This window comes from Streptomyces sp. NPDC030838, assembly GCF_055572035.1.
In genome coordinates this window covers 349,514-364,754 of sequence record NZ_JBVIED010000001.1, presented here as the reverse complement: position 1 = coordinate 364,754, position 15,241 = coordinate 349,514, and the positions used below count along the sequence as shown (strand labels likewise).

The 15,241-nt window shown below is 71.5% G+C and carries 11 protein-coding genes; 3 read left to right on the top strand and 8 right to left on the bottom strand.

The annotated features are described in order from the left end of the window. Positions 1–15 precede the first annotated feature (15 nt). Positions 16–5,424: a pullulanase-type alpha-1,6-glucosidase gene (pulA, locus tag ACZ42A_RS01610; protein ID WP_468525106.1), complete on the top strand. Its 5,409-nt coding sequence runs from the start codon at positions 16–18 to the stop codon at positions 5,422–5,424. Positions 5,425–5,474: 50 nt separating this feature from the next. Beyond that, positions 5,475–5,831, top strand: a complete 357-nt coding sequence (locus ACZ42A_RS01605; RefSeq protein ID WP_468525105.1) for a 5-carboxymethyl-2-hydroxymuconate Delta-isomerase — start codon at positions 5,475–5,477, stop codon at positions 5,829–5,831. 12 nt (positions 5,832–5,843) lie between these two features. Here ACZ42A_RS01605 and ACZ42A_RS01600 read toward each other — a convergent pair whose 3' ends face one another. From ACZ42A_RS01600 to ACZ42A_RS01580, 5 genes are all read right to left on the bottom strand, one after another. Next, positions 5,844–6,533 (bottom strand): TetR/AcrR family transcriptional regulator, encoded by a 690-nt coding sequence (locus tag ACZ42A_RS01600; protein WP_468525104.1) that lies wholly within the window; start codon positions 6,531–6,533, stop codon positions 5,844–5,846. Between the two features lie 56 nt (positions 6,534–6,589). Further along, positions 6,590–7,633: a PDR/VanB family oxidoreductase gene (locus ACZ42A_RS01595; RefSeq protein WP_468525103.1), complete on the bottom strand. Its 1,044-nt coding sequence runs from the start codon at positions 7,631–7,633 to the stop codon at positions 6,590–6,592. Continuing rightward, positions 7,633–8,556, bottom strand: coding sequence for a metal-dependent hydrolase (locus ACZ42A_RS01590; RefSeq protein WP_468525102.1), 924 nt, complete (start codon positions 8,554–8,556; stop codon positions 7,633–7,635). The genes ACZ42A_RS01595 and ACZ42A_RS01590 overlap by 1 nt, the downstream gene beginning before the upstream one ends. Positions 8,557–8,625: 69 nt before the next feature. Further along, complete coding sequence (locus tag ACZ42A_RS01585) at positions 8,626–10,551, bottom strand: hypothetical protein (RefSeq protein WP_468525101.1); 1,926 nt, start codon at positions 10,549–10,551, stop codon at positions 8,626–8,628. Positions 10,552–10,600: 49 nt separating this feature from the next. Beyond that, positions 10,601–11,101, bottom strand: coding sequence for a tetratricopeptide repeat protein (locus ACZ42A_RS01580; protein ID WP_468525100.1), 501 nt, complete (start codon positions 11,099–11,101; stop codon positions 10,601–10,603). 114 nt (positions 11,102–11,215) lie between these two features. On the opposite strand from ACZ42A_RS01580, the gene ACZ42A_RS01575 reads away from it, so the two are divergent. Continuing rightward, entirely contained in the window at positions 11,216–11,623 is a 408-nt protein-coding gene (locus tag ACZ42A_RS01575; RefSeq protein ID WP_468525099.1) for a hypothetical protein, read from the top strand. Between the two features lie 59 nt (positions 11,624–11,682). On the opposite strand, the gene ACZ42A_RS01570 is transcribed toward ACZ42A_RS01575, so the two are convergent. From ACZ42A_RS01570 to ACZ42A_RS01560, 3 genes are all read right to left on the bottom strand, one after another. Continuing rightward, positions 11,683–13,275, bottom strand: coding sequence for a DUF1996 domain-containing protein (locus ACZ42A_RS01570; protein WP_468525098.1), 1,593 nt, complete (start codon positions 13,273–13,275; stop codon positions 11,683–11,685). A gap of 118 nt (positions 13,276–13,393) precedes the next feature. Beyond that, the gene (locus ACZ42A_RS01565; protein ID WP_468525097.1) at positions 13,394–14,407 is read right to left on the bottom strand and encodes an SDR family oxidoreductase; all 1,014 of its coding nucleotides are present in this window, start codon (positions 14,405–14,407) and stop codon (positions 13,394–13,396) included. Positions 14,408–14,475: 68 nt separating this feature from the next. Further along, positions 14,476–15,036: a winged helix-turn-helix domain-containing protein gene (locus tag ACZ42A_RS01560; protein ID WP_468525096.1), complete on the bottom strand. Its 561-nt coding sequence runs from the start codon at positions 15,034–15,036 to the stop codon at positions 14,476–14,478. Positions 15,037–15,241: the final 205 nt, after the last annotated feature.

The following is a 15,241-nucleotide window of genomic DNA, read 5'->3' as shown; positions in this document are numbered from 1 at the left end:
AAGGAGTTCCCGCCTGTGATACCGAGATGGCCGGCGCCCCGGACGCGCCGTACCGTGCCAGTGAGACGGGTGGCGGCCGTCACCGCCGCCGCCCTCGCCGCAGCCCTGGTCCAGCCCCTGGCCGCGCAGGCCGCCGCCCCGCCGTCACCGCCGTCGGACGCGGCCCTGGCGAAGGCGCCCGCCCGGCACGACCTGACCCGCGAGCAGTTCTACTTCGTCCTGCCGGACCGTTTCGCCAACGGTGACCGGGCCAACGACAAGGGCGGCCTGACCGGCACCCGGCTGGCCACCGGCTACGACCCCACCGACAAGGGCTTCTACCAGGGCGGTGACCTCAAGGGCCTGACGAAGCGGCTCGACTACATCAAGGGCCTCGGCACCACCGCCATCTGGCTCGCCCCCATCTTCAAGAACCAGCCCGTGCAGGGCGAGGGCGCCAACGCCTCCGCCGGCTACCACGGCTACTGGATCACCGACTTCACCCAGGTCGACCCGCACTTCGGCACCAACGAGGACCTCGAGACCCTCATCGACAAGGCTCACGCCAAGGGCATGAAGGTCTTCATCGACGTCATCACCAACCACACCGCCGACGTCGTCGACTACGAGGAGAAGTCCTACGACTACCTCTCCAAGGGCGCCTTCCCGTACCTGACGAAGAACGGCGAGCCCTTCGACGACGCGGACTACGCGGACGGCGAGCGCGACTTCCCCGAGGTCGACGAGAACTCCTTCCCGCGCACCCCCGTGGTCGCCGAGGCCAAACAGGACCTGAAGGTCCCGTCCTGGCTCAACGACCCGACGCTGTACCACAACCGCGGCGACTCCACCTGGGCCGGTGAGTCCGCCACCTACGGCGACTTCGTCGGGCTCGACGACCTGTGGACCGAGCGTCCCGAGGTCGTCGAGGGCATGGAGAAGATCTACCAGCGCTGGGTCAGGGACTTCGACATCGACGGCTTCCGGATCGACACCGTGAAGCACGTCAACATGGAGTTCTGGACCCAGTGGGCCACCGCCCTCGACGCCTACGCGGCGAAGAAGGGCCGCGACGACTTCTTCATGTTCGGCGAGGTCTACTCCGCCGACACCAACGTCACCGCCCCGTACGTCACCGAGGGCCGTCTCGACTCCACCCTCGACTTCCCCTTCCAGGACGCGGCCCGCGCCTACGCCTCCCAGGGCGGCAGCGCGAAGAAACTGGCGTCGGTCTTCGGCGACGACTACAAGTACACGACCGGCAGGGCCAACGCCTACGAGCAGGTCACCTTCCTCGGCAACCACGACATGGGCCGCATCGGGACCTTCCTGAAGCAGGACAACCCGGGCGCGAGCGACGCGGAACTGCTGAAGAAGGCGCGGCTGGCCAACGAGCTGATGTTCCTCAGCCGCGGCAACCCGGTGATCTACTACGGCGACGAGCAGGGCTTCACCGGCGCGGGCGGCGACAAGGACGCCCGCCAGACCATGTTCGCCTCCAAGGTCGCCGACTACCTGGACGACGACCGGCTCGGCACCGACCGCACCCACGCCGAGGACGCCTACGACCCGAGTGCACCGCTCTATCAGCAGATCAGTGCTCTCGCCAAGCTCCGCAAGGCCCACCCGGCCCTCGCCGACGGCGTCCAGACCGAGCGCCACGCCGCCGACGGCCCCGGCGTCTACGCCGTCTCCCGCACCGACGCGAAGACCGGCGTCGAGTACGTCGTCGCCTTCAACAACGCGGGCGAGGAGAAGACGGCGACCTTCGCGATCGGTTCGGCGAACATGGCCTTCGCCGGGATCCACGGGACCGACGCCGACCTGAAGTCCGACGCCGACCGCAAGCTCACCGTCACCGTCCCCGCCGGATCCGCCGTCGTCTACAAGGCCGCCGGCAAGCTCCCCGCCCCCGCCGCCGAGCCCTCCCTCACCCTGAAGGCCCCGGCCCCCGGCGCCACCGGAACCGTCGAGGTCACGGCCGATGTGGACGGCGGACAGCTGAACCGCGTCGTCTTCGCCGCCCAGACCGGCAACGGCAAGTGGAAGACCCTCGGCTCCGCCGACCACGCCCCGTACAAGGTCACCCACACCATCGGCAAGGACGTACCGCCCGGTACCGCCCTGCGCTACAAGGCCGTGGTGATCGACCGCACGGGCCGCACCGCGAGCGCCATGGCCGCCTCCACCACGGGCACTCCGCCCGCCGAGGAGACCCCCACCGCGTCCTCCCGCGACCACGCGATCGTCCACTACAAGCGCGAGGACGGGAACTACGCCGACTGGGGCCTGTACGCCTGGGGCGACCTCGCCGAGGGCGAGGCCACGGAATGGCCGAAGAGCCACCCCTTCATCGGCCGCGACGCCTACGGCGCCTTCGCCTACGTCAAGCTGAAGCCCGGCGCCTCCAGTGTCGGCTTCCTGGTCATCGACAAGGACGGCAACAAGGACGTCTCCGCCGACCGCACGATCGACGTCACGAAGACCGGCGAGGTCTGGATCGAGCAGGGCAAGGAGACCGTCCGCACCGAGCGGCCGTCGGCCGACTACCCGGCGCCGGACAAGTCCAAGGCCGTCCTGCACTACCACCGCGCCGACGGCGACTACGACGGCTGGGGCCTGCACGTCTGGACGGGCGCCGCGAACCCCACCGACTGGTCGAACCCCCTGAAGCCGGTGAAGACTGATGCCTATGGCGCGGTCTTCGAGGTGCCGCTCACCGAGGGTGCCACCAGCCTCAGCTACATCATCCACAAGGGCGACGAGAAGGACCTGCCCACCGACCAGTCGCTCGACCTCAAGGCCAACGGTCACGAGGTGTGGCTGTTGAGCGGCCAGGAGAAGTACCTGCTGCCGCAGCCCGCGGGCTCCGCGGCCGCCGTCGACCTGACCACCTCCAAGGCGGTCTGGATCGACCGGAACACCGTCGCCTGGAACGGCTCCGACGCCGCCGCCTCCACCCAGCTGCGCTACTCCCGCACCGGCTCGATCAAGGCCGAGAACGGGGTCCTGACCAGCACCGACGAGCGGTGGCTGCGCCTGCACAAGACGTCTCTCACCGACGCCCAGAAGGCGAAGTTCCCGCACCTGAGGAACTACACCGCCTGGTCCGTCGACCCGCGCGACCGCGACCGGGTCCGCGAGGCCCTGCGCGGCCAGCTCGTCGCCTCCCAGCAGGCCGCGAACGGCGCGGTGCTCTCGGCGACCGGCGTGCAGATCGCCGGCGTACTCGACGATTTTTACGACGCGACCAAGGCGGACCTCGGCCCCACCTTCCACCAGGGCCGTCCCACCCTCGCGGTCTGGGCCCCCACTGCCCAGAGCGTGTCCCTGGAGCTGGACGGATCCCTCAAGCGGATGCACCGCGACGCCGCCACCGGCGTCTGGTCCGTCACCGGCCCGAAGTCCTGGAAGGGCAAGCCGTACCGGTACGTGGTGAAGGTCTGGGCGCCCAGCGTCCGCGAGATCGTCACCAACAAGGTCACCGACCCGTACTCGGTCGCCCTCACCACCGACTCGAAGCGGAGCCTCGTCGTCGACCTCGCCGACAGGTCCCTCGCGCCGAGCGGCTGGAACGGCTACAAGAAGCCGAAGGCCGTACCGCTCAAGGACGCCCAGATCCAGGAGCTGCACATCCGCGACTTCTCCGTCGAGGACAGGACGGCGCGGCACCCGGGCACGTATCTGGCCTTCACCGACAAGGACAGCGACGGCAGCAGGCACCTGCGCAAGCTCGCCGAGGCGGGCACCTCGTACGTGCACCTCCTGCCCGCCTTCGACATCGCCACCATCCCGGAGAACAAGGCCGACCAGGCCACCGTCGACTGCGACCTGGCCTCCCACCCGGCCGACTCGGAGAAGCAGCAGGAGTGCGTGGCCAAGGCGGCCGCCAAGGACGCCTACAACTGGGGCTACGACCCGTACCACTACACGGTCCCCGAGGGCTCCTACGCGACCGACCCGGACGGCACCGCCCGCACCGTCGAGTTCCGCGAGATGGTGAAGGCGCTCAACGAGGACGGCCTGCGGGTCGTCATGGACGTCGTCTACAACCACACGGCGGCGAGCGGCCAGGCGAACACCAGCGTCCTGGACCGGATCGTCCCCGGCTACTACCAGCGGCTCCTCGCCGACGGCTCGGTCGCCAACAGCACCTGCTGCGCCAACACGGCCACCGAGAACACCATGATGGGCAAGCTGGTCGTGGACTCGGTGGTCACCTGGGCCAGGGAGTACAAGGTCGACGGCTTCCGCTTCGACCTCATGGGCCACCACCCGAAGGCCAACATCCTGGCCGTCCGCAAGGCCCTCGACGCGCTGACCATGGAGAAGGACGGCGTCGACGGCAAGAAGATCATCCTGTACGGCGAGGGCTGGAACTTCGGCGAGATCGCCGACGACGCCCGCTTCGAGCAGGCCACGCAGAAGAACATGGCCGGCACCGGCATCGCCACCTTCTCCGACCGGGCCCGGGACGCGGTGCGCGGCGGCGGCCCCTTCGACGCCGACCCCGGTGTGCAGGGCTTCGCCTCCGGTCTGTACAACGAGCCCAACCCGGCCGCCGAGAACGGCACCCCGGCCGAGCAGAAGGCCCGGCTGCTGCACTACCAGGACCTGATCAAGGTCGGGCTGTCCGGCAACCTCGCCGACTACGCCTTCACCGACACCAGCGGCAAGCGGGTCAAGGGGTCCCAGGTCGACTACAACGGAGCGCCCGCCGGATACGCGGCGGCCCCGGGCGACGCCCTCGCCTACGCCGACGCGCACGACAACGAGACGCTCTTCGACGCCCTCGCCTTCAAGCTGCCCGCGTCGACGAGCGCCGCCGACCGGGCGCGTATGCAGGTCCTCGCCATGGCGACGGCCACCCTCTCGCAGGGCCCGGCCCTCTCCCAGGCGGGCACCGACCTGCTGCGCTCCAAGTCGCTGGACCGCAACTCCTACGACAGCGGCGACTGGTTCAACGCCATCCACTGGAACTGTGCCGACGGCAACGGCTTCGGCCGCGGTCTGCCTCCGGCGGCCGACAACCAGGCCAAGTGGCCGTACGCCAAGCCGCTGCTGACCAAGGTCGGCGTGGGCTGCCCGCAGATCGAGGGCACCTCGGCCGCGTACCGGGACCTGCTGAGGATCCGTACGACGGAGAAGGCGTTCTCCCTCGACACGGCCGCCCAGGTCCAGTCCGCGCTCTCCTTCCCGCTCTCCGGCACCGAGGAGACGCCCGGAGTGATCACCATGCGCCTCGGTGATCTGGTCGTGGTGTTCAACGCGACGCCGGAGCGGCAGGAGCAGCGGGTCGCCGCGCTGGCCGGTGAGGCGTACCGGCTGCACCCGGTGCAGGCGGCCGGGGCGGACGACGTGGTGAAGAAGTCGGCCTACACGGAGGAATCGGGCACGTTCACCGTTCCGGCCCGCACGGTGGCGGTCTTCACCCGGGCCGGCTGACCGAGGCTGCGGCTAGGGTGCTCCTGTCCGGACGTAGAACAGGAGCACCCATGCCGCAGATCACCGTCGACTACTCCGAGCAGCTGGCGGAGGACTTCGACCGGCCGGGGTTCGCGAAGGCGCTGCACGCCGCCGTCGTGGAGATCGCCGCGGCCAGGCCCCCGGCCTGCAAGACCCAGTTCCGCCGCACCGAGGACACCACGGTCGGCCCCGACACCGAGGGGCACGCCGTCGTGCACGTCATGATCGGCCTGCTGGCGGGACGTACGGAGGAGACCAAGGCGAAGCTCACCGAGGCCGTCCTGGAACTGCTGCGGCAGTACGTCAAGCCGGCCGCCGGGCTCGCCCTGCACGCCTCGGCGGAGATCCGCGACCTGGATCCCTCCTACCGGAAGTTCGAGATCTAGGGAGTTCCAGAGCTAGGACGCGAGCGAGATCAGCCGGGCCACCAGGTCGCCGAACGGGCCGTCGGCCGGTTCGTCCCTCAGGACGCGGCGGACCAGGGCGGCCATCTCCTCGTCGTAGGCGGCGCTGACGGCCATCAGCGCGGCGAGGTCGTGCACGAGCTGCGCCTCGAGCTCCTCGCGGGGGATGCGCCGCCCGTCCAGCCAGATCAGCGCCGTCGACTCGGCGAGCGAGATCCAGGAGCGCACCACCAGCTCCAGCCGGGCGGGCGGCTCCGGGACGCGCAGATGCCGGATGATCTGCTCGTAGGCGGCCTGGCGTACGGAGTCGATCAGCGCGTTGGTCGTCGAGGAGCCCACCGCCGGGCCGCCGCGCATCAGCGCGGAGAAGCCGGGCCCGTGCTCCTCCACGAAGTCGAAGAACCGTCCCATCACCCGCAGCAGCCGCGCGCCGAGCGGACCCTCGGCCGGCTCCACGAACCGGTCCGCGAGATCCTCCGCCGCACGCTTCAACGCGGCCTCGTAGAGGCTGAGTTTGCCGGGGAAGTAGTGGTAGACGAGCGGGCGGGAGATGCCCGCGGCCGACGCTATCTCGTCGATGGAGACCTCGTCGGGGGAGCGGCGGCTGAACAGTTCGAGGGCGACGCCGATCAACTGCTGCCGCCGCTCCTCGACTCCCATTCTGCGGCGAACCCCGGTAGTCATACGAACACCTTACCGATCGAATCCAGCCGTGAACGGTCTCGATCGGTCGCGGGTGTTCACATATCCAGCACGAGTCGCTCACTTCTCGCCCGCGACACACAGATCAGCATCGAGTCGTCGCGCTCGCCGTCCGTCAGCAGCTCGTCCCGGTGGTCCACCTCGCCCTCCAGTACCCGCTGTTGGCAGGTCCCGCAGAACCCCTGCTCGCAGGAGTAGAGGGTGTCCGGCAGCTCGTCCCGTATCGCCGCCAGCGCGCTCCGGTCCGCCGGGACCGTCAACGTCACACCGCTGCGGCGCAGTTCGACCTCGAAGGCGCCGCCGCCCGCCGCCGCACGGGGCGCGAAACGCTCCAGATGGACCTCGGGGAAACGATCCTCCACGGCCGCCATCAGCCCTTCCGGCCCGCAGCAGTAGACGGCGGCCCCCTCGGGCACGTCCGAGAACAGCCCGTCCAGATCCGGCAGGCCCTCCTCGTCCTCGGCGACGACCGTGACCCGGTCCCCGCCGATCTTCACGACCTCCTCCAGGAACGGCATCGACGCCCGCGTCCGCCCGCCGTACAGCAGCCGCCACTCGGTGCCCTCCGGCAGCGCCCGCAGCATCGGCAGGATCGGGGTGATTCCGATACCGCCGGCCACGAAGACGTACGAGTCCGCCTCGACCAGCGGGAAGCGGTTGCGCGGCCCGCGCACCTCCAGCTCCATGCCCTCCCGCACCTGCTCGTGCACCTCGCGCGAGCCGCCCCGCCCGTCCGCCACCAGCCGGGTCGCCACCGTGTACGACGAGGTGTCCTCCGGGTCGCCGCACAGCGAGTACTGCCGCACCAGACCCGACGGCAGCACCAGGTCCAGATGGGCGCCCGGCTCCCAGCGCGGCAGGTCGTGCCCCTCCAGGCGGACCTGGACGACCCCGTCGGCGATCTCCTCGTGCGCGGTGACCAGCAGGCGCAGCGCCCGCGTCCGGGGCCGGCCCGAGATCGGCTCCTCCAGGGCCGGCATCGGCCACAGCGGCGAGGCCTGGATCCGGCGGCGCAGCGCCCGCCGGGCGAGCAGCGCGGCACCCGCGACCAGCACCACGGTCTTCAGCTTCGGCGTCGGCATCAGGCGGCGCTCCTCTTCTCGGCGGCGATGGCGGCAGGGGAGCTCGCGGCGGGGGATGTGGCGAGGTACGCGACCGCCTGCTCGGTGGAACCCTCCTGGGAGGGGTGGTAGTCGCGGCTCAGATAGCGCGGGATGGACCTGAGCATGGCGCCCGTCGAGGGCAGCAGGCCCTGTCGTCCGCGCAGATAGAGGTCCTTGAACGTGGCCTTGCCGTCCAGCAGCGTCGGGTCGTTCTCCATGAAGAAGCGGGCCCCGCGCTGCCACAGGAACACCAGGGCGGTGAAGGCGGTCGCCCAGGTGCGGGCCCGGCGCCGGTAGCCGCCGTCGACGTGCATGAACAGCTCGAAGGCGACCGAGCGGTGCTCGACCTCCTCCGCGCCGTGCCAGCGCAGCAGGTCCAGCATGGTCGGATCGGCGCCCCGCCGGTCCAGCTCCTCGGCGTTGAGCACCCAGTCGCCGAGGAAGGCGGTGTAGTGCTCGATCGCCGCGATCAGCGCCACCCGCTCCATCAGCCACCAGCGGCGGGCCCGGCCCGGCGGCAGGGTGCGGTCGCCGAGCAGCTTCTCGAAGAGCCAGTCGACCTGCGCGGTGTACGGCGTCGGATCGAGCCCCTGCTCCTTCAGATGCGGCAGCACCTCGTCGTGGGCCTGGGAGTGCATCGCCTCCTGCCCGATGAACCCGATGACGTCCTCGCGCAACCGCTCGTCGCGTATGTACGGCAGCACCTGCTTGTAGACGTGCACGAACCAGCGTTCACCGGCCGGCAGCAGCAGATGCAGCACATTGATCGTGTGCGTGGTGAACGGGTCCCCCGGCACCCAGTGCAGCGGGGTGCCCTCCCACGAGAAGGACACCTTGCGCGCCTTGAGCGGAATCCGCTCGGACTCGACGGGCCGGGGCGCCCGGGCCTGCTTGTTAGACATGGCGTCAATGTACTGACGGGTACGCCCGGGGTGAACCCCTCTGCGTGACGTTGTTGACGCGGATGTCAGCTAACGCAGGGCGCTGATCGACCGCCCGCTCTCCAGGGTGGCCTTCAGCTCCGCCTGGACCCCCTGCTTCGTCCGTACGGTCAGCAGGTTGCCCTGCGCGGAGCCGTTCACCCCGCCCGTCGCGCTGACCGACGCGGTGTCCCTGCTCCCCGCGGCGAGCAGATACCAGTTCCCGCCCGACGACTTCCACAGCACCCCGGCCAGCACGTGCGGGTCCTTCGCCCCGCACGCCGGTCCGCCGTCGGCCTTCGCGGCCACCGCGCCGTACGTCCCGCCCGGCGTCTGGAACTGCGCCAGCACCCGCTCGCCGCCGCCCCGCCAGGTCTCCGCCCGGGTGCACACCCAGGCCGCCGAGCCACTGCCGTCCGGCAGCGACTGCCGGGCGTACGCCCAGGCGTTCACCGACCGCACGCCCTGCCCCCGGGCGTGCGCCAGCGAGCAGGCGAACGGCGCCCAGGTGCGCAGTGCCTCCGCGCCGGTCGCCTCCCGCACCGAGCCCGGCCGGCCGCTGGTCAGCCGGGCCGGCAGCAGCTCGCCCAGGTCGGACATCAGGCGGGTGCCGGAGGCGTCGGTCACCTGGAGCACGTTCCAGGACGTGCACGAGCCGGACCGGGTCACCGGGCTGGCCAGCGGCGAGGTGACCCCGTCGGTCAGGCTCAGCGCCATCGCGCCGGCACCCGGCTTCACCAGGTCCCGCTCGGCCGCCTTCGTCACCCAGGGGGCCATCAGATAGCGGACGTTGCCGTAGGTGCGGTCCAGCACCACCGCGCTCGCCTCGGCCCGTCCCGCGGCGTCCGCCCGGGCGAAGTCCAGGGCGGCCCCGGCCGTGCCGTCCTTCGGCTCGGCGTAGCGGACGAGGCGCAGACCGTCGTGGAGGATCACCACGCGCGCCTGGTTCGCGTTCCCCGCGTACAGCAGCTGCGGCGGTCCGGCCGGGCCGCCGGACGGGGTGCCCGGCGTCGCCGAGACCCGGACTTTCTCGCCGGGGCGGGCCCAGACGGCGAGGGCGCGGCGCAGCAGCGCGGTGTCGTCGGTGAGGTCGCCGCGCGCGGGCCACACGGAGAAGTCGGTGCGGGTCGCCGACTGCCAGGCCGCGGGCGCCACCTTGATCAGCTTGGCCGGGTCGAGCGCCGCCTGGGCCGACGGGTTGCGCGCGTACGGAGGTGCCGCGGCGCCGTCCGGGCCCCAGTCGTCGCCGGGCAGACCGAGCAGTGCCCCGGACACCGCGACCGCCACAGCCGCGGCGAGCGCGGCCTTCAGATGCTGGCGGCGGCGCATCAGGTCGGTGGGCCGGGCCTGGAGGGAGCAGGGGTCGAACTCGGCGGAGTCCAGCAGCGCGTACTGCGCGGCGACGGTGTCGGCCTCGGTGAGCGCGGCCTGAGCGTCCGCGACCCCGGCGGCCGTGAGCACCGTACGGACGTCGGGGTCGGCCAGCCGCTCCAGGCCGCGCAGCACATAGGCGGCGCGGGCGGGCGCCGAGAGGGCCGACAGCTTCTGGTCCAGGGCGAGTTCGTCGGCGCCGCCCGAGCGCGGGAACAGGCGCAGACCCCACACCTGGGGAAGCAGCGGCGGCAACTGGGACCGCTTCGGCCACGCCCTGCGCCGCAGCGGCAGCCCGGCCTCCAGTGCCGTACGCAGCACCTGGAGGCGGACGAAGGCGTACCCGGGGTCGCTCTCCCGGCCCGTCGACTGGGCCGGGATGACCGAGGCGCGGGCACGCCCGCGCGGCAGGGCCCGCTGGGTGAGGGAGTGGGCGGTCAGGACGCGCCGGTTGCGGCCCAGGCTCGGCGGCAGCACCAGGTAGGCGAGACGGACCAGCCGCGGGTAGTGCTCGACGAGCGCGGCCTCGGCCCGCTCGACGTCGACCACCGCTTCGGCGGCGGCTGCGGAGCTGCTCTGACGCTGGGCGACATCCTGTGACTGCACGTCCGGGAGAACGAGCGGAACCGCGGATGGTCACCCCCGTTCGGGGGACTCAGGCGTCGGGCTCGGTCAGGGCGCGGGCGTAGTTCGCCATGGAGCGCTGGTAGCGGGGGAGGTGGCGGGCGAGGGCGCCCAGGACGAGGGAGAGGCCCTCGCGGTCGCGGCCGAGGCTGGACAGACACAGGGCGAGAGTGGCGCGCACGGCGTCGTCGAGTTCGTCCGACGGGGCGTCCAGTTCCGGCGTCAACAGCTTGACGCCCTCCTCCGGCCGGCCGATGTTCCGCAGGGAGCTGGACAGCTGGATCTTCGCGCGGCGCGCCTTGTAGCCGGTGAGGCCGCGGGCCAGCGCCTCCCGGTACAGCGGCACGGCCTTGTCGGAGTGCCCCGTGGAGTCCCAGGCGCAGGCCTGCTCGAACGGCCCGTCCGGGCTGTCCTCGGGGAGTTCGGCGACGAGCGCGTCGATCACCGCGCGGAAGTCGGCCGCCCGGTCCTCCGGGTAGCTGTCGAAACCGGCCCACGCCGCGGCCACGCGGTCTTCCCAGTCCTGGTTCACCGGGCCACCTTCGCACGAACGGATGTGTGGCGGCAGCCGATTTGAGCGCAGGGCGGGCGGGAGCCGTATCGACCTGAGGCAGATGGCCCGTTCGACGCCGTACCGGAGGAACTCATGAGGCTGACCCGACCGTTGCTCGCCGTGGCCGTGCTGGCGCTCGCGGGCTGTGGCGGCGGGGGTGAGCGGGCGCAGGTGCCCGAGACCGCCGAGGGCGGTCTGGAGCAGCTGGCCGCCGAGGTGCGCTGCGAGCCGGACATCCAGACGGACGCCGACGAGATCCGGCAGGCCATCTGCAGGAACGACGACGGCCGGTTCATCCTCGCCACCTTCGCCACCGACCGCGGCCAGCGCGAATGGATCAACGGGGCGAAGGACTACGGCGGTCACTACCTCGTCGGCCGCAAGTGGGTCGCCGTGGGGGAGCCGAAGGTGGTGACGGCGCTGCGCGCCACGCTCGGCGGGACGCTGGAGGAGGGCAAGGACCACGGGGCCTCCCACGGCGCCTCGCACGGCGGGCACTGACCGGACATGCCGAAGGCCGGCGGTGAGGGAACGTCCCTCGCCGCCGGCCTTCGCCGTCCTCACTGGCACTTACGGCCGGTGTTGATGCAGTCGACCATCTTGTTCATCAGCTCCGGGGAGAAGAAGTTGATGAAGTCGTTGTGGTCGGTGATCGGCTTGTGCAGCTGCTCCGGGAAGGTGTCCACCGCGAACGGGTTCTGCACCACGCCGTTCTCGATGGTCGGGGTCGGCACCTCGTAGACCAGTCGCACCTGGAGCTGGGGGATCGCCTTGAAGCCGCCGGGGCAGGAGCCGTCGGCCTGGACGAAGGCCACGTGGGTGCGGTGGTTGGCGCTGTCGATGTTCTGACCGTCCCAGCAGCTCTGGAAGTTGGACGTGCGCACCACGTCGCTGCCCTCGGGGCAGAGCGGGTACTTGTCCGTCAGCTGCCGGTCCTCGAAGCCGGTGCAGCTCCAGGAGGTGTTGGCGTTCGCGAGGCCGTTGACGAAGGCCTTGGCGTCACCGGTGATGATGCGCAGCGCGGTCGGCATCGCGACGACCGGGCCCCGCTTGTTGCCGACGAACTTCAGCTGGGCCACCTTGGGCTCCAGGATCCGGCCGACGTTGCCCTCCGTGCCACCGCCGGCGTTGTTCTGGTCGAAGTCCTGCGTACCGTCCTGCAGACGCAGCACCGGCCAGAAGTACGACGACTTGTCGCCCGGGTTCTGGCAGCTGGTGTCGGCCGCCGCCAGGTCCTCGTCGCTCGCGAACGCGTCGTTGTTCTGGTTGCCGACGTAGTCGTGCAGGTGGTGGGCGCCGTTGGTGACACCGGGGGCGACGATCACGTTGTCCGTGTTGTGGTTGTCGTTGCCGTTGGTGCCGCACTTGGTGATGAAGACGCCCCGTGAACCGGTCCGGCCGTTGTTCGCGCGGAGCCCGTTGGGCAGGTTGCGGGAGCCGGGCTGGACGGTGGTGATGTCCTGGAAGTCCGCCGCCACCGGGCCGTTGCCGGCCTGACCGCCGTTGCCGCCCTGCTGGCCGCCGTCCTGGCCCTGGTCCTGGCCGCCGTCCTGCTGGCCGTCGCCGTTCTGGTCTTGGTTCTGGTCCCCGCCGTCCTGCTGCTGACCGTCGCCGTCCTGGCCGTCGTTCTGGCCGCCGTCCTGCTGGCCGTCGCCCGTCTGGCCGTCCGTGGTCTGCGGCTGCTCCGCGGGAGTGCCGGTGCAGCCCGCGAGGTTGTCCAGGTCCTCCGAGGCGCTGCCGCCCGCGCGGTTGATCTCCAGCTGGATGCGGTCGATGATCGCCTTCCGCCGGTCCTTCAGCGGCTGGAGGATCGCGTTCTGGACGTAGTTCGCGTCTCCGGCCTGCGCGTCCCGGGTGGTCGCCAGTCGCTGGTAGGCCTCGGTGATCTGCTGGTCCAGGGTGGCCAGTTCACCGTCCACCTCGCCGCGGGCCCGGTCCGGCACCTCGGTGAGCCGCTGGCCGACGTCCGGGCAGTCGATGGTGGCGACCTGCGCCGTCGCCGCCTTGGTCTGGTTCGGCCAGCGGTCCTCCTCGTGCGCCGAGGCGTAGAAGTTCGCCCAGATCAGCCCGCCCCCACCGAGCGCTAGGGCCGCCGATGCGGCTATGGCCTTGGTGGCCAGCGGCGTACGGCGTTTTCGTGTGTTGCGTCCCATGGAACTCCTCTGACTTCCTTGCGGGGCAGCATCGAGGCGCCCGACAGGAGTGAAGCGGCTCCCCTCCATACGGAACCGGTCCCACGGGTGTTCAAACGTCTCGGAAATTGCCCTGGGACTACGGGAGTTGACCGCCGTCGGCCTGGGCGAGCACCTTCGCCTCCGTCTCCGGGTCCACACCCTTCAGCGGCCGGTCGGCGCGCTGCGGGGCGACGCCGCCGAGGGAGCGCAGCCAGCGCCAGGTGTCGGCGACGGTCTCCTCGACCGAACGGCAGCGCAGGCCCGTGCCGAGCGCGCGGGAGACGTCCGCGCCGTGCAGGGCGTCGTGCAGATCGCTGCCCGGCGGCACCCACACCGGCAGGTGGGTCCACGGCTCGATCCCGGCCTCCAGGATCACCTCGGGGGCGGTCCAGCGCAGGTCGGCACCACCGCCGGTGACCGCGGCGCACGCCTCCAGGAGCGTGCTCATGGTGGCGTGCCCTCGCGCGGAGATCAGGTTGTACGGGCCGCTCAGCTCCTGCTCGACCCCGTCGAGGATCCACTCGGCGAGATCGCGGACGTCGATGTACTGGACGGGCAGATCCCGGGGACCCGGTGCCAGCACCGGACCCCCGCGGGCCATCCGGCCCAGCCACCAGGGCAGCCGGCCCACGTTCTCGTACGGCCCCAGGATCAGCCCGGCCCGCACCAGCAGCGTCCGGTCCGCGCCGAAGGCGTCGAGCGCGGCCAGCTCGCCGCCCCGCTTGTCGCGCGCGTACTCGGTCTGCTCCGCGTCCGGGTCGGCACCCTCGACCAGCGGCGCGTCCTCGGTGTATCCGGCGGGCGGCGCCCACTCGTACACCGAGCAGCTGGACACGTACACATACCGTCCGGCGCGGCCCCGCAGCAGCCGCGCCGTGTCGCGCACCGCGCGGGGCGCCGCCGACCAGGTGTCGACGACGGCGTCCCACGCGCCCTCCGCCAGAGCGGCGAGCCCGTCGGGCGCGGTGCGGTCGCCGTGCAGCGCCCGCACCCCGGCGGGCGCCGCGTGGCGCCCCCGGTGGAAGACGGTCACGTCCCAGCCACGCCCCAGGGCCGCCTCCACGACCGCCCGCCCCGCGAACTCCGTACCGCCCAGCACAAGAAGTCTCATGCCGGTGACTCTGCCCGCTCGCGGCGCGGGACGGAAGGCGGCTCTGCCCAGGGCAGAGGGTGCGGAGGTCAACGCCCGGTCGGCGGAGTGTACTTGTAGCCCACCCGGCGCACGGTGCGGATGGTGTCCCGGTGCTCGGCGCCCAGCTTGCGGCGCAGCCGGGCGATGTGCACGTCGACCGTGCGGCCGTCGCCCACGTGCCCGTAGCCCCACACCGTGGTGACCAGCTGGTCGCGGGTGTGCACCCGGTGCGGGTGGGCCACCAGATGGGCGAGGAGTTCGAACTCCAGGTACGTCAGGTCGAGTTCACGCCCGTCCACCGCGGCGGTGCGACGGACGGAGTCGACGCGGATGAGGGGTTCGGCGTCCCCGGGTGCCTCGTCGGTCTCCCGGTCGGGCACCGCCACCGGCAGGAACGGCGGCTGCTGGTCCGCCGGGACCAGCACCAGGTACCCGACCATCGGCGGGCGGCCCGGCAGGGCGGGCACGGTGTGCTGCGGGGCCGGCAGCCAGGTGGCGCCCGGCGGCAGGAAGTCCGCGACGTCGACCACGTCGTCGCGGTCGACGGCTCGCAGCCGGTGCCGGGGGGTGTGCGAGGGGACGGTGGACAGGGAACGAGTGGTCGCCATGAGAGGTCAGCTCTTTCGCGCGAGGAGTCCGTCGGGAAGGTCGACGGCCGCGACTTCGTGGTCGGGCTCGTCGAGGGACGTACGTCGTTGCGCGCTGGCCGAAGGCCGGAGTGTACGGCTTTAGAGGGCCCGCGCGTTCGTCGCGCGGCAACACACCTGGTCGAAGTCGTGGTGCTGACGGGAAGGCCAGAAGGGCTCGAGGTCA